We start from the raw sequence: 22977 nt of genomic DNA, 5'->3' as shown, positions 1-22977 counted from the left end.
GGGGTGCGTCGTCGCGACCGGGACTTCACGACTGGTCCTTCTTCCCGGTGTACGCCTATCCAGCGCACCTGCTCGTTAAACGCGCGTTTTTCGCCTCTCAAACCCTGTCAGGAGAACGTGGCCTGATAGACCTTCGGCGTCGTACCCATCTGTTGTTTGAACAAACGCGTGAAATGCGTTTGATCGGCAAAGTCGGTTAGGGAGCCGGTTTCCACAATTGGTCTGCCAGGCCGCAACATTAGAATCGGTTTACGCACGCACTCTTGTTGCTGAAATGCGTGTGGACTCAACCTCATCGAGCGATCGGTTCTCCTTGGTTGATGCAGCTGATTCGGTGTTCGAGTGCGGCTGGATTGCCTCTCTCTCATGTCAACAACAGAGCCTGAACTGCCCTGCCCCGAGGAAAGTTTATCGCTCAGACGTCGCGTCGTCCCCTCGTGTGAGAAGCTTTGCCTCCGAGAATCGTCGACATCCGTCGCACCGCACACAGCGCAAGCACGGTTAAACGGCGCGTGCGCGGACGCCATATGAGCCGGACACGTTTTCAGTCAAGTGACCTCGGTGGAAACGCATTTCGCGCACCTACGTTTCTGAGGAATTTTATTTTGTCCATTTTGGTGCAAAATAATTATGTCAACTTTGATTTGGCAACCGCAGATCCACTGAGGTAAGCTGAAGACGTGAGCTAAGACTCCTCTCGCCTGCGGGACGAAGCGTTGCTTAAGCGCGAAGACGAGGCAAGGGATTGCATGAGCTTGCAGTACGAAGGTGGGACAATGAGACCCGTCATAAAACCATCGTGAGAAGCTCGCGGCTCGACAAATCGTGCCGAAAATGGGTTTCGGAGCATGTTAGTAGGAGAAAATGGCCCCAACTGAATGGCGCCGATTGTCCGAATCGACCGTTTTCGCCCTTTCGGCGACATTTAGTAGGGAGAGGCGGAGCCGGTTAGTAGGAACAAGTGTGGGTGCCAGTCAAGGTCGGGGTTCATACAGATGGATGATTGGTGAGTTTGTTAACTTGACATAACATAAATTATCGACGTTCTGTAGTGTAGTGGCTAAGTTGTAATGTCCGCTTTTAGCCAAGTTCAGATGTCCGCTTTTCGGACCATCGTAAGCTGACCGGTCGCCGGCTACCCGGCACTGGGAGCTTCGATGGCTGCGACAGAACGGATAACCATGACGATGCGCGAGCTGGACAGGTACAAGGTGATTCAGGACGTGGCGGACGGCATGCTCAAGCCGTGGCGCGCCGCGGAACGGCTCGGGCTGACGACGCGGCAGATCCGCAGACTGGTCGGCAGACTGCGTGATCTGGGTGCGCCGGGTCTCGTGTCGGGTCGTCGATCAAAGCCCAGCAACAACCGTCTGGATGCCGTGACGGCCGATCGTGCAATCTCGATCATCCGTGAGCGCTACGCGGATTTCGGGCCGACGCTGGCCTGCGAGAAGCTATATGAATGTCATGGCATTCGCCTGGCGAAGGAAACGGTGCGTGGGCTCATGACGGCCGCCGGCCTGTGGGTGCCGCGCCGCCAGCGTCCGCCGAAGGTCTACCAGCCGCGAGCGCGGCGCGCGTGCCTGGGCGAACTGATCCAGATCGACGGCAGCGAGCATGCGTGGTTTGAAGACCGCGCGCCGCAATGTACGCTGCTGGTGTACGTGGACGACGCGACGAGCCGCCTGATGACGCTGCACTTCACGGCCACCGAATCGACCTTCAGTTATTTTGAAGCGACGCGCGCGTACATCGAACGCCATGGCAAGCCCGGCGCTTTCTATAGCGACAAGGCGAGCGTCTTTCGCAGTACAACCGCCAGCAAGACTGGCACCAGCGTGACGCACTTCGGCCGGGCAATGTACGAGCTGAACATTGACGCGTTCTGTGCGAACAGCAGCCCGGCCAAGGGGCGCGTCGAGCGCGCCCACCTGACGCTACAGGATCGCCTGGTCAAGGAACTGAGGCTGCGTGGTATCAGCACAGTGGCTGAAGCCAACGCCTGGGCACCGTCATTCATCGCGGCGTACAACGCGCGCTTTGCGAAGCCCCCAAAGAGCGATTTCGACGCGCACCGCCCTTTGCGCGTTGATGAGAATCTCGATCTGGTGCTGACGTGGCGTGAACCGCGGAAAGTCACGAAGTCGCTCACGGCGCAGTACGACCGGGTCATGTATCTGCTGGACGATACGCCGGAGAACCGGGCGCTGATCGATCGGTATATCGAGGTGTGGGAGTACCCGGATGGGCGTATCGAACTGCGGGGAAACGGACGTGTATTGCCCTGCAGGCAATATGACCGGCTGGCCGAAATCGATCAGGGCGCGGTGGTCGAGCACAAGCGGCTGGCTCATGTGCTGCAGGTCGCGCAGGCGATTCAGGCTCAACGCGACAACAGCAGGATCGGTAAAGCTCCGTCCCGGACGAACCGGGGCGACTCGACCCGGACCAACCGGAACGTACGTGAGCCGGGCAAGAAGAAGCAGCGCGAGTTCACCCAGGCGGATATGGAGCGTGCAATTGTGGATCTGGCTCAACACAAAAAGGCTGAGCCCTCACCCGGCAAACCTGGCCGGCGGTCCGCAAGCGACAGTGGAACAGGCGTAAGCGCCCTGCCCGTTCAGGCGCCATCCTTCGACACTGCGTGAACTGAAACCCCCGGGATAGAGATTTCTAACCCCGCAAAAGCGGACATCTGAACTTGGCTGGACAGCGGACATCTGAATCTGGCTTTGACATGTAGTGTAGGTCCCAAATAGAAATGTCGGGTTTCGGCTAAATAGAAATGTCGTGTTTGGGTAGTTTGAGCGCCGGACAGTCCTGTGGGAGCGCCAGCGATGAATGCGCGACACAGTCTTGACGAAAATAGCGGTGCGTGATGGAAGTTGGACGGGTTTCCAGCTCCTTATTAAAGCTGCAACAGTACGGACTAAAATGAAGCAGCTGTAGCTTTACAGCTATCCACCTGTTATACAGATCAATCTTTCTTCCAAAATTTCTTTCGCAAAGGAAATTTGTCCGGCCAAATCCAATTCGCCAAAACAACGAAAAAAGAGCCAACGCCCGACAGGAGAAATGCTCCTCCAAGAAGAATTTCTATACTTTTAAGCGTTAGCTAATGCAGACTGGGCGATGGCAACGATGACATGTAGCGCACTAGCCAAAGTTTCATCGTGCCAAGCAGCACTCCTGCCAGTCCGAGGAGTAACGTCAAGTAAAACCAGGTCAAAAATCGTGTTCGCATGATTTACTTCTGCACAGTCGTGTTGGAATGCTTGCGTTGCTACTGCTGTTGCTGCTCGTCTGCTGGCTCGCGTCCTTCGCACTCTGCAGATTGATGTCGCGGGCCGCATTCAACGTTTCATCGTGCGCGGTTATCTGCGTACCGCGCGCATTGATGTCACCGTCCGTCGCGTAGCCGGCCGCGTCCTTGTTGCCACTTCCCGCCGCAACGAGCGTCGCGGTACCGCCGACCGTAAGCGTACTGCCCAAGTTCGTGGTCGAACTGGATTGCGCCTTGCCGCGGCTGCTGCCTTCAGCCGATTCGCGCTGGTATCCGTGCCTGCCTCGTAACAAAGGTTCGGTAGCACTGACGACCAGGCCCAATTCGTCTTAGGCAGTATGAACTCTGTGAAGGACTTGCCCCACAAGGAATAACGTCATGTGTCCCTGTTGCCCGCCTCGTCGTACTCATAAAGTGCGAACGTGTGCAGTACACTAAGCAACGGCATCGGACGCTATGAAAAATGAGGCAAGCTTAGAGATAAGTCGAGGTCTTTAGCGGAATTTGATACATGTGAAGCCGGTTTGCTTGGGGTGAAGTTCCATGACCTTGACGGGCTTCACAGGTTCCCCCTCAGGACTGACCTCCGCAACGCCGACGACACATTGCCGGTCGTGCACATGCATCATCGACTGAAAGAATTGCATGCTTGGGTCGATGGGCTTGTGCCCCTCCCACGCCACCAGACGGTATCGCCCACCCTTCTGCGGGGTAAAAGATGCAGGCAACATGCATACGTTCTCCTCGTAAGAGATCGTGAGCGGTTTGTCCGGAACGATCTTTACAGGCGCTGCACCCGGACTACCATCGATGTAGGTCTTGCCGGCGTAGCAGCCTTTTTCGTTCACTGTCAGGAGGTAGACGGCCTTGCCTTGAATCTGGAGTTCTGCGGAAGGATCCGAGTCCTTGGGAAAGGGATAGGGATGACCAACTGTGGTACAGCCTGCGAGCATGACGAGCATGCACGCGGTAATTAGTCTTGTTTTCGTCATAAAGCTATCTATGCGTTGAGGAATCCAAAAAAATAATGATTGCGCGTTCTCTTTTGTAATTGTCTATCCTGTCGCTGATGCGTAGAAATCCGCAAACTTCTTTACGTTCGCCTTCCAGCCTCCCTCGATTTGATGTAGCTGGCGGTCGTACAGGTCCGCTTGCAACATTTAAGTTCGCGTACGCTTCAGTGCATCCTGATACCACGGCTGCGAACTCCAATCTTCCAAGGTAGCAATGAAATCGGAATAAGGTGTCGAATAGAGACTATCTGGCTCATAGAAAGGACTATCTTTGCCAAGCGCTAACCCGTACTCAAAGTGTTGCGGCGGAACCACTTTTCCTTTGGCTATATCATCAAAAAGCGGCGTCAACCACTTCAGTAGAAGGGCCGCATCTGCATCCTTCCTCTCGTGCATCTCTAGTAGCGAGCGAAAGATCGATGCCATTTCCTGGAGGTTACTTATCTTATCCATAGCCATCGATTCGGTTTGAGCATAAATGGGTTTACTAGCGTTGGCGACGTTCGTTTACTCCTATTTGGCACGATCGTTTGCTATGCAAATGGAGACGTCACCACATTCCCTTGACTGGTGCCAGCAACATCAGACCCAAATACATTGGGCACACTCCCCGACTTTGGCGTTATGGAATAAAAATCCACTCCATTATTTAGTATGTTCGCTGCTTGCGCAGCCGGCAATCCCAAAGCCTGCTCCGCTTGCTCTTGAGTCGTGATTGCGACTGCTTGCGCCTGATGTGGACTCATCCAATACCCGCTATTGGGGTGAATGCTATCCCCCTCGGAACTACTGCAGCGGCCGTAAGTCTTGCCTCCTTGGTCGCATTTCCATTCGCGAGTGCTTGGATCTTCTGCTTCTCAGCGGAGTGCAACTGCAGGTTGAACACATCTTGTTCATCTTCTACCGAATGCTGTGACGACGTCGATACGCTTCAAAGTCCGCCTCGTCCTTCAGGTTAAGGAGGTTGATCAAGATAGACATGCCAGATACCAGCTTCGGGAAATTGATCCACAAGTCCCACGGCCCCTCTGGGGAAAAATAGTGCCAATAGCCGACAAGTGCATCACTCGGCGCAGTGATTTCCCCCGTCTTTATTGCGGCGATGATGGGCATGAGATGATGCTCATATAGGTGGCGTACGTCTTCGTTGCGGCCGCTAGCTTCGTCAAAAAGAGGCTCGACATCTTCTGCACGTTCAATCAACGCTTTGGCAAATTCACTCATAGTAACTTTACCTAATGATCCCGCCGAGTATCGACTTGGGCGGTGTGAAACTCCCTAGATCAGGAACGATGTACTGCACGAGCCCCCCGCTAGCGCTATATTGACCTTGATTTACCGGTGCGATCGTGCTCTGGTAGACACTTACAATTTTCCCAGGCTGCGGTTGAATTGAGAAGGCTTGGAATCCTTTGAACCCGCCATTTGCAAAGCTAGCGGCGGGCAAACCCAGTGCGTCGGCCACGCTCGTAGCACTCGCATTCTGTCCAATAAGCGAATCATACTGGGCGCGAGACATATAGAACGAACTGATTCCCGCATTATCACCGACAGGAACCAGGCGCACCAACTCATCACGCGTATGATCGCGTTTCCTCTCGGCTTGTCGTTTCGCAGTATTCGCCGCTGTAGACGCTCGCGAACCTCAACGCCTCAGTCGTGGCCCGCTCGTCGAGCGACTATTCGCTCCACCTCCTCCATTCGACCAGGTACTCTCTCGATGCATTACCGAGTTGCTGTTCAATCTATTTCAATCGAACAGCATCCGAAGAAGCTCGCAAGTAAAGCGCTTCAAGGAGGCCCGTCGCCACGGGCGTTTTGAGATCGATATCACTAGCAATCATGGCAGATTCGATGATGCTGAAAATATAGATCCGTTCATCGGCTGGGAATTTCTCGAAGTGATCTGCGATTTTCTTTCCGATGTTCGCTAGCAAGATGGTGATGGGAATATCGTCTCCCCAATCAGCAATCGCGTCCTCTTTTGCCGCTTTGAGAATCTCGGTCTTGGTTAGCTTGATAATAAAGTTCTGTAAATTTTCCATCACTTTCCCCTAAGTGCATTCTGGAGGTCTCTCAGCACATTTTGCGCAGCAGAGCGGTCGCTGAACGAGGCGTTAGCCCTTCCCGATGATCTGCGCCATCACGCGATGCACGATCAGGTTGAGTCCTTCACGTCCGACGCATTGACCGATGTAGCGCTGCAGATAGTCCCTTGCGAACGTTAATTCGCCGGGAAACAGAGGATTGGGCGATAGCGCGCGGGCACCGGCTGCCTCGACTGTTTCGCTTAGCCCAGGGGGCACTTCCAGCGTCAGCTCATCGAGCCTGAAGCACGGCGTTTCAACGGGCAGCTTGCCGTCATCGATCTCTGGGCGCGCTGCGGCCTGAAGCGCGACCTTGGGTGCCTGCAGCGTGCGCTCGCGTTCGATCGCCTGCTCCTGGGCGCGACGACGCTGTTCCTGCTCGCCCAGCGTGTCGGCTACCTGTGCATGCGCGACGTGTACAGAGGATGCGGCAAGGAGCGCGCCACAAAGAAGGGTGAGCGGGTGTCGTCCGTGCCAGGAGGAAACGCCCGTGTTGCTTCGGACGTGCGCATGCCTGCCGGGCCGGGTGATCCGGCCAGGGTAATTGTTCTTCACGGCGGCGAAACTACTGTGGTGCTAGCGCTTGCGCTGCGGGCAATATCTTCGCAACAAGCTGGTCGTATCCATCGCGCGCGAAAATGCCGCCTGGTGTCGCGTCAGGTGCAGCGTGGCGTCGCGACCAACGGACACCGTGTTGGCACGCAGTCATCGTGACATCTGCGTTACCCCGATTCTGTTTGCCGGTTGCCGTTCTCTCGACAGCGACCAGCGTTCCCCGGATCCGGCTGGATACCAGCCGGTAAGCTCTCGTGTTCATTTTTATGCGCTACTGGAGTTCTATAGGCGCGCGTAATGTACCAGAAACATTTAGTAACAACTGTCAAACCATGCAAGCCGAGGCGACGATACAACATTTCATGCAACATGCATGGTGAGGGGCGAGATCAGCGAGGAGCCCCGAGAGCGCTGACGATCGACCGCCCGTAGATGCCAACGTCGTTGCGATCGGCGCCCGCGTTGTCGACATTGATGTGGCATGTGTGTATGCGAAGAGCCGCTGACAGCGGGCGACCTGATACCGATACCGACATGAGCGGCGCCCTACTTGCAATGCGCCTGCGTAACGCAGCCACGCTTCGTACTTAAATATTCCTGAATCGAGCCACCGGCTTGTTCAGCGCGGCCGTAGGCGAGAGACGGCGGGCAGCGACATTGCGATAAGTTTTCTAGAATGAGCCAGTGGGCTACGAAAACGTTGCTATTCACGCGGCCGACAAATCGGACCATCGGACGAGCGGTCGGACGCGGAGTTGGCATGCTTTTTAGTCAGACCTCAAGGTTGGCGCGAGACGATGCGGACGATCGTAATGGCCGCCGCGAGTTTGCTTGCGGTCGCAAAGCTCAAGCGATCCCGTCAAGTACCAACCGTTTACAAAGGTCTGCATGATGACCTTTGAAAATCGGCGTGCCTGGGCGCATGCGGCTTGGCCGGTCGGGTTCTAGCTGGCAAGCGTAAGCAGTTCCTCGTTGAACAGGAACTGCGCATGAAATGCCCCGGGTGCCTGCGACGGAGTACATGGCCCGCCCTGCCACGGCTGGCAAGGAAGTCGAGATGTCTCACGAGCTCTACATCCAGGTACTTAGCGCGATGTTCCTGTTCTGGAATGGGGCGCGCATCCTGACGTACCTTCCGACCATCGGCAAACTCCTCGCAAGGGAAGCAGACGTGCGCAGCCACAGTCTGCTCAGTTGGGGTAGCTGGGCTATCAGCAATGGCACGTTCGCACTCATGCTCCTCGAAATGAGCCGGGGAATTCCAAACGGGATGTTCTGGATGAATCTGGCCAATACGCTGATGTGCGTGATCGTTTCGGTCATCATTCTCTTCAGGCGGTTCTCTCGAAAGATCACGCGAAATGAGTCGGCGGCTGGCGCCGTGTCCATGCAGCCGGGATTGCTGCATCGGCGTGCAGGTATCCTTGCTGTCGGCGCCCATCTTGCTGTTGATCCAGTGCCCGTCGCACCGACTACGTGGTTCGGACGCCCCGAGCTTTGGGTTGCGTGGACGAGCGCATTGGCCTTCGGGGTCGCGGGTGCCATCACGCTCGATGTCTGGCCGAACCATCATGATCAGAGCGCCTACGACGTATCCAGGGCCAGCACCGAGGTGCACGGGACAATCGAACCGGTATCGCCGACACAACAAGTGTCCTCGTCGGGTCCGGTCACGCCATCAACCGCACCTGCTGCTCGCGCAATCGCCCATACCGCACTCGCCACTCCTACGCCTTCCACTTCGCCCGAGCGCCGCGCGGCACCTTCCCGGGCTTCTGCTGCACGGCGGCCAGTTGCAGGGCGGCCTGGCAAAGCGGGCAGCGACATGCACCAAAATCGCGGTAATTGGGCGTCGCACTTTATGGCGAGCGTGCGGCAGGCGCTCGGGATTCCCCGATCCGCACCGCCAAAGCGACAGATGTCTTCGCCCGGTCGTAGCGCACCGCCATCGTCGGCTTCTTCTCGTGGGACTGCGGTTTCCCGCGCTGAGATCGCCCGCCGCGTGCCTTCCCCTCCGTTCAATCACGGCGCTGCACCGTCCCGGGATTTCGCTGCATCGCAGTTTGCTACGGGGCGGCCTGGTCGTGCGGGCGATTTCGCGACGCAGGATCGACCCCGTCCGGCGCGCCCCGTTCCCGTGTATGAAGCGCCGCCAAACGTCGTGTTTGAAGCGGCTCCCGTAGTCGAATACGCGGGACAGCCAGGCGTGTATCAGGAGCCTCCCGTCATGTACGCGCAAGCGCCCGATGCTTACGGTCACGGGTATGAGGGCGAGTACAGGGACCGTCGGCAATGGCACGACAATGGCTTGCACAAGGGCTGGAAACATCATCAGCACGAGGAGGACGGCGATTGATGCCTGTCGCTCCTTCCAACATTCGTTCGGCTTCCTGAACGTCCCATGGATAGTATAAGGAGCCGGATAGCTTCATCTGGGCAATACACCAGTACCCATCCCGCTGAAGTCGGACGCTCAGCGTCGAGACATACCTTCATGGTGTCGAACGAGTTGGCTAAGGTGTGAACCGCGAATCACGCGGCAAGTCGGTGCTCACAGCATTGTCGTCAAGAATCGCGTACAAGGCAGCAACATCCGGTCAGGCCGCCGAACGGCTGCGCCTGACCGTACGCCAGGTCGAACGTCTGGTGAGCCGCTATCGGGACCCCTAGTTCTCGAAACTATTGAGCTCGAACGTGCAGGCGATTTCGCCCGGGCACAAGAGGCCCTGTTCGACGGCAACCGGTACCTGGCTCACACCACGGCCATACCGCCAATACGTGAAATACAGCGCTCCCGGATGGCTGACCGCCTTGCGTTCGAGCGCCCTGAACGGCCCCGAGTTGATCTTGCCTAGCTGCGGCACGAGATTGATGTCCGTACGCCCGCCCAACGTGTGGGCGATCGCGTGCCCGCGGTGATAACGACCGCTGTTGCCAAGCGGATGCCCTTTCATCCGAGTGGCGATCACCGCTCGCGACTCGTGGTTCTTACCGCGGCTTAGCCCCCAGGCCGCCACGAGACGCTCGGCCGCGACGTCGAACAGATACGAAAAACCGGCGTCCGAGGTCTCGAGCAACTCGCAAGCGGGTACCCCGCGCGCGTAGTCGTGAGCCCATAGCGCGACCAGCAACGGCCCTACCTTGTCGCGAAAGCACTGCGGCGCACTTTCACGCGACAGTCGCGGCAGGATGGCATTCAACGGTTCCCGATAGTCGATCATCAATCACTTCGTCGCGTCATCGGCTGGCCGTGGTCACTGCCTTTTGCAGCTTGTTGCGTATCTTCGCGATATCGACTCCGGCTGACCCTGGCACGTCCGCAAACGGCATATAACGCGCCGGCGTATGCAGCAAATACGCCTGCATCTCATCGATAACGATCCTGTCGCTCGGATCATAGCCCATGCCCTCGAGCTGGCGGGTCAGCTCTGCGCGTTCCTCATAGCTGAGTTCGTGCCACCAGAATGAGCGGCATGCGTGCGCATACGCATCGTTCGAGAAATATTGCCAGTGACCCAGTTCATGACTGAGGATCGCTGCCCGCACGGGCGCATCGATCATCTCGCCGCCGGGCGCCGGACCCAGCCCCGGAATCGTGATCAGAAAATCATGTGTGCTGCGTGCCTGCCAACTGCCATCGCGCGTGACGATCAGCCCCATCTGCACGACCACGCGTTGCAGCGTGCGTTCGCCCGGCGTCAATTCCAGACGCTGTTGATGCGCCAGGTCGAAGAAGTGCGCGAGTTCGACCGCGCTGAAATTGTTGCCCGCCGTCAGTCCCGCCGGGTCCGTGCCGAAGCGCCGCGCGTGCGTCGCGATCGCCGCCATCGTCACGATACGATCGTGCGGCATGTCGCGGCGCTCGAATAACGCGACCACCCGCGAAAACATCGCGCCCTGCTCGGCCAGGCTCGGCGCGTGCATCACATACAGTCCCGGACGGTCGGCAATCGCAAAGAGCGCGAGCCTGGCATCACCCGGCAACGACGCATCGAGTTGTGTGAGCGGTATGCGCCGGATGTCGACGTGCTCGCTCTGCATTTCCAGCCGCGCGCTGCCCGCCTGCGCGCATGCGTTGTCCGCGGACCACCCCGCCGACAACGAGAGCGCACAGGCCGTCATCAACCGGATGCCGTGTTTGCAGGAGATTGTCATCGCCGCCACTAAGGCCGCTTGCGTCTAGTTCGTCACAGTCACGATCGTCACGCGACGGTTTTCCGGCGCGGTCGGATTGCGTTTGTTCAGCGGCTCTGACGATCCCTTGCCGACGGACGTCAAACGCTCTGCCGCGATACCGTCCTTCTGCGTCAAATATTCGACGACGGCGGCAGCGCGATCTTGCGACAGCTTCATGTTTGCATCGGCCGAGCCGCGCGGGTCCGCGTGTCCCTCGACACGGAAGCGATACGCCGCGAGCCGGTCCGATTGCAGCGCGTGGGCCACCTTGTCCAGCGCGGCTTGCGCGGTGTCGGTGAGCGTCGACGAGTTGGTCGTGAAGGTGATCAGCATCTGCAGCGATGCTGCCTTCGCCGTGGCCGCCGGCTTCGCCGTCGCACCGGGCTTGTTCGACAGCACGAAGCCGCGCGTGACGATGTTGTCGTTATCCTCCGGCGTCAGCGCTTTGGTCACCGAATTTTCATCGATGTCCTGCTCCTTGACCACCGGGTCCTCCGCATGGGCGACACTCGCGCACGCGACCACACACAGCGCGACGACCCGCGCCCCACGCGCCGCGCGTCCCGTCAGAAACGAAACGATTGAGCCAGACATACCCCGACCTCCCATCGATGCCTACACTGTCTACCGCTTTGGACCTTCGAGCGGTTCTCACAACCGTAATTCGACAACCGACCGCCAGCCGCTGCGCGCCTTATCGAGCAGCCCGACAAAACGCTCGCCATCCGGCAAGCCCGTCCCTGCCAGCAACGACGCTGGCACCGCGCTCGACCCTTCCGTCCACCACGCGCCCGATCCCGCCGCGACGTACAGCGCGAGCAAAGCGGAGAAGCGATTGGGGGCGCCGGCAGCCTGTTCCGTTTCGTTCGATTCGTGTCCCTCCTCTTCCACCGGATACAGCCGCCACGCAGGCACAGGCGTTTGCGCTGGCGCCGCCGTCAAAGGCCCCCACGCATCGAGCTGCGCATCGAAACGCTCCAGCACGAAGTCTGCGTCGAGCGTCGATAGCGCGCGTCGCATGGCCTCGTCGTACCAGGCCTGCGCGCCACTCAGCCAGTTCGCGGTATCGTCGCGCGCGAGCGGCGCGGCGAGCGTGAACGGAAAGTGGCGCCCTACCCGGTCGACACCCGGCATCAGCACACCCGCCCACGCCGACTCACCGCACACGTCCGCGCCGAGCGCAAAACACCAGATCGGCGCATTCAGGTAAACGGGCAACCACTGTGCGTCGAACCATCGCTGCGCGAACAACATGCCCTGCTGCAAAAACGCATCCCACGGCGTGATGAATTCGGACGGCAAGCGCCGCGTCACGAAGTCCCCATGCGTGCGCACCTTGCCGAAAAAACCAGGCCCCTCGCCGACGAATCCGCTCATAACCGGTCAGGACAACGGAACTGCTCGAACACCCCGCGACGGAACGGATTCGTCACGCTGCTCGCGTCAAGCTGAAGCACGAGCGGGTGTCCGTCCGATTCGAAGGTCATCTTGAAGCGGTCCGCTTGCGCGGTCGGCTGCAAGCGCGCGTTGTCCATCAGATGCAACAGCGCCCACGGTCCATCCGCCCGCGCGGAATCCCCCGATGGGTCGAAATCCACATGCGCCTGTCCCGTACCTTTTCCGCTTGGCCACTGGAACACCATCGATTGATCCACATGGGCGGCAACCAGTTGCTGCCCGTCGATATCGATCGTGGCGTGGTCGATGGCAGGATCGATGTCGAGCACCTTTAGCGTGAAGCGAACCGACACGTCGCGCCCGCCCGCGCGGAAAAACGCATCCCTGATCTGCGCAGCCCGCTGGAACTGCGTGAGCACGTCCGCCGGAATGCCGAGCGAATCGGCACCCGTGCGCCAGCGCCATTGCGGCCCCGACATGTCGACCAGGGTGGCCAGATTCTTCTGGAAAAAGTCGTCGATCAACCCGCCTGGCCCGAGTATCCGACTGAAGTCGTCGGGCGCTGCATCCCGGTTGGAGCCGCGCACCAGCGGGTAGCGGCCATCGAGCGCCTGCCGGCAAAGCTGCGCGACGTTGGCCTGCCACAACGCATTCAAACGCGCACGTTCGCCGCCGACCATCAGCATCGAGCCACCGCTCGCGATGTCGTTGGCGATGCCCGCAAGCGGAGCGGGCGCGCCCTGCGCGACGAGTTTCAGCTTGTTCAGCGCGTCGCCCGGCGGCGCAGGCAGTCCTTGCTTGCGCGCCGCGTCGGACGCTTCGAGATACGACGCCGCGTCCTTGAGCGCCGCGAGCTGCGTATCGAGCGGCACAGGGCCCGCTGCACCCGGCTTGCCCGCGAGGTCGTGCAGCGCCTGAAAGTGCGCATCGACGGGATTGACCTGCGCGGGCGGCGGCGCCGCATCATCTGGCTGGTTGCCGAGCGCGTTTTCGAGCCGTTTCTTCACCGCATCGAGCTTGTTGCCCAACGCGCCAACGCCCTGTTCGACCAGCGAGCCACCCGTCTTAACGGTGCCGAGCGTGGTCTCCTGAGAGGCAGCGAGCATGAACGCCTTCAACGGCGAATCGGGCGCGGCGAGTACGTTCGCCACGCGCGCGCCCTTCTCCACGCCATCGAACGGCACCACGGCGACATCCGCCAGCAGCGCGTCCCACTGCTTGATGTACTCGTCGTAGTACAACTGCGTCATCGCCGACTTCAGATCGTCGATACCGTTCGGCGTCAGCACCGATTCCTCACGACCGAGCACCCAGTTGTCTCTCGCGACATCGATCACGGCCTCGTCGCGCAACTGGCCGAACTTCTGATACCCCGCCCGCGTATAGGCACCGGAGACGCCGCGCGTCAACGGCGCACCACTCTTTCTGACAAGCACCAGCGACGCGTTGCGACCAGCCGCGGCAGCGACGCTGAATGGCGGCAGCTTCGCCTGCTCAAGATCGCGCGCGACGCGGTTGAACATGCGTTGCGCGAGCGGCATCTTCGCAAGCGTGGTGCGCGCCTGCGCAATCAGATCCTTGTCGAGCGGCAGCGACGCGTCGAACTGCGCGGGCTGGAACAGCGCCGCGAGATGACCGTCGATGTCGTTGCGCTGATCGTCGCTCGCATTGCTCAACGGCCCGCGCCGCCAGTCGATGTCAGCCCACAGCCGCACGGAATCGGCGTCGAAGTGGGCCGAATCGCCGAGCATCAGATACGCGCGCAGCACCTCGTACTGAAAGTCGGGATTGTTCGCGTCGCCGCGCCGCAGTTCGTCTTCCATCCTGTGTACGACGAGCGGCAGCAAAGTCTGCTTCAGCAGACGCCGGTAGCTCGCCTGCGCTTCGAGGCCCAGCTTGTCGCCCTGGTACAGCCCGAGCCGCGAGAGCCACGGTACGCTCTTGTTGCGATCCGCGTAGCCGCCAGGCAGGTCGCGCGCGGCATTGAGCAACGGCAGCAGCAAGAGCGGGTCGTCGCCCGCGCGGGTGTTCTGCGCGAGCTTCTGCAGTTCGGTTACATGCTGCTCGACATTGGCGATATAAGCGCGGTTGCGCTGATAGCTGACGAAGAACAGCACCAGCGCGAGCACCACCGCAATGCCGATCAGACCGAGCGCGATGCGCTGCAGCCACGTGCGGCGACGCTCCAGTTTCGGGTTGGTCCCCGCCAGCCCGGCTTCCTGGAAAATGACGTCGCGCATCAGCCGCGTGATGAAGTACGCCCGTCCGCTTGCCGGGTCCGGCAGCACGACCTGACGCTGCAAGCCGAGCGCCGACGCGACCGCGCTCATCACGCGGTCGATCGGCCGGCCTTCCTGGGTGCCGCTCGTGAAGTAGACGCCGCGCAGCAGCGCCGCCTCATCGAAGCGCGACGTGCTGAACGTTTCCTGCAGGAAGCCCGTCAGCATGTTTTCGAGGCCGGCGAACTGCTGCGGAAAACCGTACACGAGCGCACGCCGGCGCGTGTCCGTCTCCTGCTGCATACGGTGCAATACACGGGCCTGCAACTGCTTCTCGAGCGCGGCGAACTCGCCGGGGAACGTCGCCAGCGCTTCGTCCGGGCCGCCCTGCGCGACGTAAGGGAACGTCACGCCCCACACCTGTTCTCGCTCGTCACGGCCGAGGTCATCGAAGAATTCCGCGAACCCGGCCAGCAGGTCGCACTTCGTCACGACAACGTAGACGGGAAAGCGCATCCCAAGACGGGTGTACAACTCCTTGAGCCGTTCGCGCACCGCGCCTGCCTGCACCGCGCGCTGCGTGTCGGACAGTTGCAGCAGATCCTGCACCGACAGCGCGACGATCACACCGTTCAGCGGCCGCCGTGGCCGGTACTTGCGCAACAGTTGCAAAAAGCCGCCCCATGCGGCCTGATCCGCTTCGGCGAAGCTGTCCTGTGTCGTGAAGCGACCGGCCGTGTCAAGCAGCACGGCATCGTCGGTGAACCACCAGTCGCAATTACGCGTGCCGCCGACACCGCCCACAGCCTGCTTGCCAAGCCGCTCGGCGAGCGGAAACTTGAGGCCCGAATGCAGCAGAGCCGTCGTCTTGCCGGTGCCGGGCGCGCCGACGAACATGTACCACGGCAACTGGTAGACGTACTGGCTACCGAAGCGCCCCTTGACGCGCGCCTTGCGCAGGATCGTCATCGCCTCGTCGAAGCGCTGCTTCAGCGCGGCGACATCGGCTTCCGATTCTTTCCTGCCGGGCTGCGGCGCCTCCTCGGCGACCACCCGCGTGAACTTCACGTTTGCGAGCCGCACGAGCAGCCAGCGCACGCCCCAGTAGAGCACCCACAGCGCGAACAGCACCGCGATCAGGATCCAGCGGCTCGCAGCCGATTCGAGCGGTGCCTTGCCCGCAAACGCCAGCAACGGCCCTTCGATCCAGACGATCAGCGCAAGCGCCAGCACGCCGAGAAACGACAGCACGATCGGCCGCATGAACCAGCCAAGCAGTTTCATGAGCAACCACCTTCAAGGTGCGGCACACGGAGGGCGAGCGGACTCACGATGCCGCCCCCGGCGCGAGTATGGTGATATCGACGCGGCGGTTCTTCGCGCGGTTTGCAGGCGAGTCGTTCGGCGCGATCGGCTCGGTGTCGCCGCGGCCTTCCGCTACGAAACGCCCCGGCGTGCCGGTGCGTGCGGCGAGCATGTCCTTGACGACATCGGCGCGTGCCTGCGACAAATGCCAGTTCGACGGAAAACGCGCCGACAGCAGCCGCTGGTTGTCCGTATGTCCGGCGACGACGACGTTGCCGGGCACGTCCTTGAGCGCATCGCCTATGCGCTGTATCAACGGCATATATGCCGATTCGAGCTCCGCGCTGCCCGACGCGAACAGCCCATCGCCCTTGATCTCGACGACGGTCCGATCCGGCAGTTCGGAGACACGCACGAGCCCCTGCGCGATTTCTGGCGCGAGGAACTGCGACAGCTTCGGCGCGAGCGCGGGCGGCGGCGGCGCGGCTTTCGCGGCGAGCGGCTGCGGCGCGACGCGCACGCCATGCAAGGCCGCGAACACGCGATCGGACTCGTCGTTCAGGCGCAGGCTCAGCACCAGATGCACGGCGACGAGCACCACGCAGGCGATCGCGGCGGCGACCCACAGCGGCACCAGTTGCAACAGCGGCTTGCGCTCGGCCTTGACGGGCAGCCAATGCACCGACAGATCGCGTTCGGCGGCGCCCCGTTGCGAGCGGATCATCGTTTCGAGCCGCTCGCGGATCGTGTCCAACTGCGTGCGGCCACCGTCGATCAGCCGGTAGCGGCCCTCGAAGCCCAGTCCGAGAATCACGTAGATCAGCTCGAGCACATCGACATTCCCGGTGGGGTTCTGCGCGAGCCGCTGCAGGATCAGGAAAAAGCGCTCGCCGCCCGACGCCTCGTTATGAAACGTCACGAGCAGGCTGCGACTCGCCCACATCCCTGCGCCCCACGGCGTGCTCGAGATCGCCTCGTCGAGGAACGTACACAGGCAGTAGCGCGATGCGCCGAGTTTCTCGTCGTCGATGCCGCTCGCGCGCCCTTGGGTTTCGAAGGTGCGCATCATCTGGATCAGTTGGGTGCGCAACTCTTCGACGTTCGGATGGGTCGGCAACTGACGCAGCGGAACCGCCAGCTCGAGCAGCGGATTGGCCGCGCGGAGCAACGGATTGAGGCCGCCCGTCAGCGGCGAGATCGGCGCCGCGGTCGCCGCTGCGGCGACAAAAGCGGCACGCGCGCCGCCGGGCGTCGGGATCAGAATCGTCGCGCCAGGATCCTCGAGTGGGCCACGTGGTTCGTCAGGAGTCACAATGAGTGTCCTCGATCAATGCATCAGCGGCGAATGGCCCAAAACTCCATCGCCAGCCCCGGAAAGTCGCCCGCGACGTGCAACGCCATGCCGGCGGAGGTCGCGAACTGCTTCCACAAGTCGTTGCCGCGATCGAGCTCGAAGTACGTGAACCCCGCATGAAACGGCAACTGGCGTGGCGCGACAGGCAGCGCGCGCAGCCCGATGCCGGGCAACTGCAGGTTCACGAGATCGCGAATGCGCTCGACCGGCCCAATCTTCACCTGCGGCGCGAAGCCCGTCAGGATGTGCTCGGCCGGCATCTGCGCACGGACGGCCAGCACGAAGGTCGCCGAAGCGAACAGGTTCTTGTCCGGCACGAGGGCCACACGCAGGCCGAACTTGCGCTCTTCGAGCGGAATCGGCACCGCATGCGGGTCCATCACCATGCTGAGCGACGCGCGCAGATCGTCGATCACCGGCGCGAAGGTTTCCCGCAGCCGGTCGTGCCGGTACACCGGGTACGCGGGCGGGCGCTTGGTCGGCTGGCTGAACGTTGCGAGCTCTCCCGCGAGTTGCACCGCGATCTGGTACAGCGCTTCCGGATGCAGGCCCGTCATCGTCGACAGGTGGGCGGCGAGCGGTTCGTGGCGGTTGATCAGTTGCAGCAGCAGGAAGTCCGACACTTCCGCGACGCCCGTCACACCCGGCTGCGCGAGACGCGCGGCGAGCGCCTCGCCGCGCTGGTGCAGCAGGCCGACAAGGTCGTCGGCGAACGCGGCGAGACGCCGCCCGACCCGGTAGTCGAGACACGGCGGGCTGTAGTCGTTCTCGAGCACGACGCGGTTGTCGGGCAGCCGCTCGACGACGCGCGCGCAGCCGAGCACCGCATACGCATTCGCGACGTCCGGTTCGAGTGCGAGCCGCACGCGCAGCTTGCCGATCTGCATCAGCGCCGGCGCGGCATTTGGATCGTTGCTGTCGCCGATTTCGAGTTCGGCCACGCCATGCCGCGCGAAGTTTTCCTCGCTGGCTTCGTTGCCCGTCTCGGCAATGCCCGGACGGCGCACCGGCAGCGCCAGCGCGACCAGCGTGTTACGCGTGCCTTCCGGGATATCGAGCGGTTCGGGCAGATCGTCGTCGGCGGGCAGATTGAATGGCGTGCCGTCGGGCATCACACCGGCGCACGACAGCAGCGCGACCTTGCCGAGCTTGAGCAGTTGCTCGTCGATCTCGAGCACGGTCAGCCCCCAGCTGTACGGACGCAGACCGGCAGCCCGTGTTTCCAGCTGGGTCTGCAGATAACGGTCGTGCTGCTGCAGATGCTGCGGCTGCAGGAACATCCCCTCCGACCAGATGACTTTGCTGTTCCAGGACATTTTTTCTCGTGTCTTTCTCGTGGCCTTCTCGTGATGAGAAGGGGTCAGTGGTGGCTAGTGGGGTCCTTCTTGCCGCTTTTGCGCGCAGCGTGCAGCGCGTCGATCTGCGCCTCATACGCATCGTTGAACGCCTTGCCGAACAGTCTCTGAAAATCGTCTTCTGCTTCACGCGCGACGTCTGCCTGTCTGTCGACGAACAGGTCCCACAGTTTCGCCTTGCGGTTCGACAACACCTTGTCGATCACCCCGCCCGCTTTCAACTGGGCTTCGATGCTGGCGGGATCGAAGCGGCCCAGCACTTCGGCCAACCCCGCGCGCATGCCGACGATCACGGCCAGTTCGTGCGACTCGATGTCGTCGAACGCGCGCTCCAGCGCTTCGGCGGGCGGCAGGTAACCCGCGCCACGGCCCGTGAGCATCTGCGCGAGCGCGCTGTCGACATCGGGAAAAAACTTCAGCGGATTGTTGTCGCGCGCAACGATCAGCGTGACGTCGAGGCGCGCTTCGCGCCGGGTCATCGAACGGGCGCGCAGCACGGCCATCGTGCCGCGCAGCGCCTCGCGCAGCATCATGCCGACCAGTCGCGCGAGTTCGGCGGGCGGCAGGTTCGGCGCGCGCGAAGGGTCGAGGCCGAGCCCTTCGAGCAGCGCCGCGAATGTGTCGCCATTCGCAATCGGGCCACGCGGCGGCGCCGGCTCAGGCTGGACGGCGGGCGCGGTTGCCTTGGGGGCTGGCGCGGCCATCGCAGCGGGGGCCGGCTCGGGTTCGCGTTGCGTGGGCGATGGTTGCTGCACCGCTGGCTGCGCAGGAGCAGGCGCGGGAGCAGGTGCAGGTACAGGCGCGACGCGAGCAAACCGTGCAGCATCAGGCAACGAAGAAGCAGGCGCGATCTCGGTGAGATCTTCCGGAATGAGCGGGGCCGACGATGGCGCAAGCAGATCATCGAACGGCGTTGCCGCGCCACCGCCGGAACCATCGAGCAGGCTTTGGGGCAAGCCAGTGGGCCCGTTTTGCGACGCGGGAACCGGCGGCGCGGGTGCCTGCGCTGGCGCAACGTTCGACGCAAACGCGGACGCATTGGACGGCGCAGACGGCGACGGAGCAAACAGCGGCGACGTATGCACGCCGCCGGACTGCGCCGGCTTCTCCCATTGCGCGAGCACGTCCGCGAGCGGATCGTAATCAGCGGGAATTCCGGAGGGCGACGGTGTCGCCGCATTGGGCACGATGGGCGGCGCAGGGGCAGGCGCCGGCGTACGCGGCGCCGCGACGGGCGCGGAGAACGCCTGAAACTCCGGCGCGACATGATCGCTTTCCGAACCCGCGTAGCGCGGCCCCGACGCAATCCCCGCGCGTTCGCCGAACGCGGGCTGTCCGAGAGGATCTAGCGAGCCAAGACCAAATGGGTCGCCTTGCGCATCGGCGGGCAACGGTCCGCCGAGCACCTTCACCGCTGCCAGCGGATCGGCCAGGCCTGTCACGCTGCGCGCTCCCGCCACGCGTTCCGCAATGGTCACTTCGAGCAGATAGGTGCCAATCATCAGACGGTCGCCGTTCGCGAGCCGCGCTTCGCGCGTGCCGCCCAGCGCGCGCTGGTTCAGCACGCTCGGGTTGCTGCCGAGATCGCACAACAGATACTCGCCGCCGCGGAATTCGATCCGCGCATGCACGCGCGAAATCGCGCGCTGCTGGTCGGGCAACACCAGCGTGCAATCGGTCGCGCGGCCAATCGTCCCGCCTGTCGGGCCGAACTCGACCGCGATCGGCTCGGCGACCGGCTCGTCATTGAAGCGCGCGACGCGCAACGAAAGAATCGGATCGTTCACTTGTCTCCCCGGCCCCAATGGCCAAGCATCGCGTCATGATTTGAGCTTCTTTGTGCCATCGTCGGCGTCCTTCGGCGCAGTCGGCGCGGTCGGCGACGAGCCGCTGCCGGAGCCGGCCGAACCGCCGGAATTCAACAGGATCGGCGTGCCCGATACCGCGACGCTCGCGGGCCCGACCACCACGAACGCGCCGCCTGCCTTCAGCGTAATACTTACGCCCGCTTCGATCACGACATTCATGCCGGCCTTGATATGCACATTCATGCCCGCATCGAGCGCGTAGTCCATGCCGACTTTTTCCTGCAGCTTCTGGCTGACGTTCAGCGAATCGTTGCCGTCCACTTTTGCGTTCCGGTCACCCGTCACGGCGTCGTGCCGCGCGCCCGTCACCGCGATGAATTCGTTGCCCGTGACCTTCAGATGCCGGTCGTTGCCGACATTCGCCAGCGTATCGTTCTTGATCCACGTTTCGTGGTCTTTCTCCGCATGAAAGAACAGTTGCTCGCTGCCCTTCGTGTCGTCGAAGCGCATTTCATTGAACCCTCCGCCGCCTTTAGTCGAGTTGCTTTTCAGCGTCGAGAGCGCGGAGTTCGCCGGCAGGTCGTAGGGCGGCATCGTGTTCGCGTTGTACACACAGCCGGTGACGAGCGGCCGGTCCGGATCGCCTTCGATGAAATCGACCAGCACCTCCTGGCCGATGCGCGGAATGAAGAACGTGCCCCAGCGCTTGCCCGCCCAACTGTGCGACACGCGCACCCAGCAGCGCTTCATCCGTTCGCTGGCATCGGACGGCGGCGCGAACTGCTCCCAGTGAAACTGCACCTTGATGCGGCCATACTTGTCAGTCAGGATCTCGTCGCCGTCAGGGCCGACCACCATCGCGGTCTGCGGGCCCGCGACGACGGGGCGCGGCGTCATGCGTTCGGCGCGGAACTGGTTCTCCTTGCGCAGCGCGGTGAAGCTGCAATCGAAGAATGGCAGCGCCGCGTGATCGGTGTACGTCGAGACGTAGGTGTCCGTGTTGATTTCGTACTCGGCGCTGACCACCAGGTAGTCGTGATTCTGCGCATCGCACGCATGTTCCTGCAGCTTGAAGAGCCCACCTGGCCACACACCGCGCGCGCTCGTGCGCCCGCTGATGCTGTCGTTGCGCGCCTGGCGTATTTCCACGCCGACTTTCGCATAACGGTCGCCGTCGCTTGACTCGATGTGGCCGCTCAGATGCTCCTGCATCGTGTACACCGGCGGGTCGTAGACTTTCGGCCTCGTTGCGCGCGACAGCAGGCCCTGCTGGTTGCTCGACGACGGTTTCTCGAAGTCGTACTCGTTGACTTCGTACTTGCCCGTCTGCAACTCCGCGCCCGACGACCATTGATAGACGCACTCCTTCTCCTGCACGGGTTCGTACCATCCGTCGTATGAAATCGTCGCGTAATGATCGATCGACGCATGGACGTCGGCGGAATCGGTCATCACGAGCGTGTGCTTGCCGCCTTTGTGCTCGAAGTAGTAGTAGATGCCCTCGTGCTCCATCAGCCGGCTGACGAACGCGAAATCCGTCTCGCGATACTGCGCGCAATGCTCCAGCGACGGATAGGTCGCCGAGCATTTATTGCTCATGTCGACGTCATAGTCCTGCAACACCTTCGCGATGATGTCGGGCACCGTCATCTCGTGAAAGAAGCGGCAGTGCGATGCCCGTGTGAGCAGCCACAGCCGGGGCCGCACCATCGCTTCGTAGCGGGCCATCCGGTTGCGGGTCTTGTCGCCGGGCGCGAGGAGGCGAAATGAGGTGACGATTCCGTTGATCTGCCGCTCGCCTTCGGATGGCAAGTCGATCGCCACCGAGATGTCCTGGCCGAGCAGGTCGCCCGGCTTCAGGTCGTTGCTCATGCTGAGCAGGTCCAGATGAAACTCGCTCAACCGGCCCAGCTCCTCATGGCCGGTCAGGCGCAGAAACAGCAGGTCGCTGCCGGCAGGCGCGCAACTGACGGTGACGTGTCGGTCGGTGGCTTGGCTGGTCATGTCACGGGATCATTGTCTTGACGGTGGCCGGATTGACGATCGTGACCACGCCGCCCCAGTTGCACATGCACTTCGATACGTTGTCGAGCGACGGCTGATTGCCGAGCAGCACGGTCGGCGCGCCCGTCACCCACGGCGACATCGTCGCGGGCACGCACGGCATCGGTGTCAGCACGCCGAGCGCCGCGGCCGTCGCCGCGGCCACCGTCGGGTTGGCGGGTGAACTGCACACGCCGAACGGCATGATATTGACGAGCGGCACGTGGTCCATGATGTTGGCCGCGGGCGGCCCCTCGCCCATCACGCGATTCACCGGCAGGACGACGAGCGTCGACGGCGCTGCGCCGAACGAGCACTGCAGCGTCGCGCCCATGCTGACTTGTTGCGGCATACGAATACTCCGTCAAACGAAACGGGCCG

The 22977-nt window shown here is 61.8% G+C and carries 19 protein-coding genes; 3 read left to right on the top strand and 16 right to left on the bottom strand.

Features of this window, described 5'->3' with window-relative positions:
* The first annotated feature begins 1157 nt into the window (after nucleotides 1–1157).
* Nucleotides 1158–2648, top strand: coding sequence for an ISNCY family transposase (locus C2L65_RS35120; RefSeq protein WP_042317373.1), 1491 nt, complete (start codon nucleotides 1158–1160; stop codon nucleotides 2646–2648).
* 577 nt (nucleotides 2649–3225) lie between these two features.
* Here C2L65_RS35120 and C2L65_RS35115 read toward each other — a convergent pair.
* The 6 genes from C2L65_RS35115 to C2L65_RS35085 all read right to left on the bottom strand — a co-directional run bounded on the left by C2L65_RS35115 (nucleotide 3226) and on the right by C2L65_RS35085 (nucleotide 6938).
* Nucleotides 3226–3606: a hemagglutinin repeat-containing protein gene (locus C2L65_RS35115; protein WP_042306113.1), complete on the bottom strand. Its 381-nt coding sequence runs from the start codon at nucleotides 3604–3606 to the stop codon at nucleotides 3226–3228.
* A 171-nt stretch (nucleotides 3607–3777) separates the two neighbouring features.
* On the bottom strand, nucleotides 3778–4275 hold the full coding sequence (locus tag C2L65_RS35110) for a hypothetical protein (RefSeq protein ID WP_156132272.1): 498 nt from the start codon (nucleotides 4273–4275) through the stop codon (nucleotides 3778–3780).
* Nucleotides 4276–4443: 168 nt separating this feature from the next.
* The gene (locus C2L65_RS35105; protein ID WP_042306115.1) at nucleotides 4444–4755 is read right to left on the bottom strand and encodes a hypothetical protein; all 312 of its coding nucleotides are present in this window, start codon (nucleotides 4753–4755) and stop codon (nucleotides 4444–4446) included.
* Between the two features lie 441 nt (nucleotides 4756–5196).
* Nucleotides 5197–5520 carry a hypothetical protein gene (locus C2L65_RS35100; protein ID WP_042306116.1) on the bottom strand — a complete coding sequence of 108 codons (324 nt, stop codon included), beginning with the start codon at nucleotides 5518–5520 and terminating at the stop codon, nucleotides 5197–5199.
* A gap of 521 nt (nucleotides 5521–6041) precedes the next feature.
* Nucleotides 6042–6341 (bottom strand): hypothetical protein, encoded by a 300-nt coding sequence (locus tag C2L65_RS35090; RefSeq protein WP_042306118.1) that lies wholly within the window; start codon nucleotides 6339–6341, stop codon nucleotides 6042–6044.
* A 72-nt stretch (nucleotides 6342–6413) separates the two neighbouring features.
* Nucleotides 6414–6938, bottom strand: a complete 525-nt coding sequence (locus C2L65_RS35085) for a ShlB/FhaC/HecB family protein (RefSeq protein WP_052426850.1) — start codon at nucleotides 6936–6938, stop codon at nucleotides 6414–6416.
* A 1057-nt stretch (nucleotides 6939–7995) separates the two neighbouring features.
* Here C2L65_RS35085 and C2L65_RS45765 point away from each other — a divergent pair.
* Both C2L65_RS45765 and C2L65_RS45760 read left to right on the top strand, forming a co-directional pair.
* Nucleotides 7996–9294 (top strand): hypothetical protein, encoded by a 1299-nt coding sequence (locus C2L65_RS45765; protein ID WP_156132273.1) that lies wholly within the window; start codon nucleotides 7996–7998, stop codon nucleotides 9292–9294.
* A 164-nt stretch (nucleotides 9295–9458) separates the two neighbouring features.
* Nucleotides 9459–9608, top strand: coding sequence for a hypothetical protein (locus tag C2L65_RS45760; protein ID WP_156132274.1), 150 nt, complete (start codon nucleotides 9459–9461; stop codon nucleotides 9606–9608).
* Here C2L65_RS45760 and C2L65_RS35075 read toward each other — a convergent pair.
* Genes C2L65_RS35075 through C2L65_RS35030 form a run of 10 tightly spaced genes read right to left on the bottom strand, consistent with a single transcriptional unit; the run spans nucleotide 9605 to nucleotide 22948 of the window.
* Nucleotides 9605–10159 carry a DNA/RNA non-specific endonuclease gene (locus C2L65_RS35075; protein WP_052426851.1) on the bottom strand — a complete coding sequence of 185 codons (555 nt, stop codon included), beginning with the start codon at nucleotides 10157–10159 and terminating at the stop codon, nucleotides 9605–9607. The genes C2L65_RS45760 and C2L65_RS35075 overlap by 4 nt on opposite strands.
* A gap of 16 nt (nucleotides 10160–10175) precedes the next feature.
* Nucleotides 10176–11093 (bottom strand): hypothetical protein, encoded by a 918-nt coding sequence (locus C2L65_RS35070; protein WP_042306247.1) that lies wholly within the window; start codon nucleotides 11091–11093, stop codon nucleotides 10176–10178.
* Nucleotides 11094–11117: 24 nt separating this feature from the next.
* On the bottom strand, nucleotides 11118–11708 hold the full coding sequence (locus tag C2L65_RS35065) for an OmpA family protein (protein WP_042306121.1): 591 nt from the start codon (nucleotides 11706–11708) through the stop codon (nucleotides 11118–11120).
* 57 nt (nucleotides 11709–11765) lie between these two features.
* Nucleotides 11766–12491, bottom strand: coding sequence for a type VI secretion system-associated protein TagF (gene tagF / locus C2L65_RS35060; RefSeq protein ID WP_042306122.1), 726 nt, complete (start codon nucleotides 12489–12491; stop codon nucleotides 11766–11768).
* Nucleotides 12488–16015 (bottom strand): type VI secretion system membrane subunit TssM, encoded by a 3528-nt coding sequence (gene tssM, locus C2L65_RS35055; protein WP_042306123.1) that lies wholly within the window; start codon nucleotides 16013–16015, stop codon nucleotides 12488–12490. The genes tagF and tssM overlap by 4 nt, the downstream gene beginning before the upstream one ends.
* Nucleotides 16016–16058: 43 nt before the next feature.
* Nucleotides 16059–17348 carry a DotU family type VI secretion system protein gene (locus C2L65_RS35050; RefSeq protein ID WP_042306124.1) on the bottom strand — a complete coding sequence of 430 codons (1290 nt, stop codon included), beginning with the start codon at nucleotides 17346–17348 and terminating at the stop codon, nucleotides 16059–16061.
* A 23-nt stretch (nucleotides 17349–17371) separates the two neighbouring features.
* Nucleotides 17372–18706, bottom strand: coding sequence for a type VI secretion system baseplate subunit TssK (tssK, locus tag C2L65_RS35045; protein WP_042306125.1), 1335 nt, complete (start codon nucleotides 18704–18706; stop codon nucleotides 17372–17374).
* A 44-nt stretch (nucleotides 18707–18750) separates the two neighbouring features.
* Nucleotides 18751–20532 (bottom strand): type VI secretion system-associated FHA domain protein TagH, encoded by a 1782-nt coding sequence (gene tagH, locus C2L65_RS35040; protein ID WP_042306126.1) that lies wholly within the window; start codon nucleotides 20530–20532, stop codon nucleotides 18751–18753.
* A 33-nt stretch (nucleotides 20533–20565) separates the two neighbouring features.
* On the bottom strand, nucleotides 20566–22557 hold the full coding sequence (locus C2L65_RS35035) for a type VI secretion system Vgr family protein (RefSeq protein ID WP_042306127.1): 1992 nt from the start codon (nucleotides 22555–22557) through the stop codon (nucleotides 20566–20568).
* 1 nt (nucleotide 22558) lies between these two features.
* Nucleotides 22559–22948 (bottom strand): DUF4280 domain-containing protein, encoded by a 390-nt coding sequence (locus tag C2L65_RS35030; protein WP_042306128.1) that lies wholly within the window; start codon nucleotides 22946–22948, stop codon nucleotides 22559–22561.
* Nucleotides 22949–22977: the final 29 nt, after the last annotated feature.

The organism is Paraburkholderia terrae (assembly GCF_002902925.1).
Classification (GTDB): Bacteria; Pseudomonadota; Gammaproteobacteria; order Burkholderiales; family Burkholderiaceae; genus Paraburkholderia; species Paraburkholderia terrae.
The sequence above is the reverse complement of the archived record's forward strand: the minus strand, read 5'-3'. Positions and strand labels throughout refer to the sequence as shown.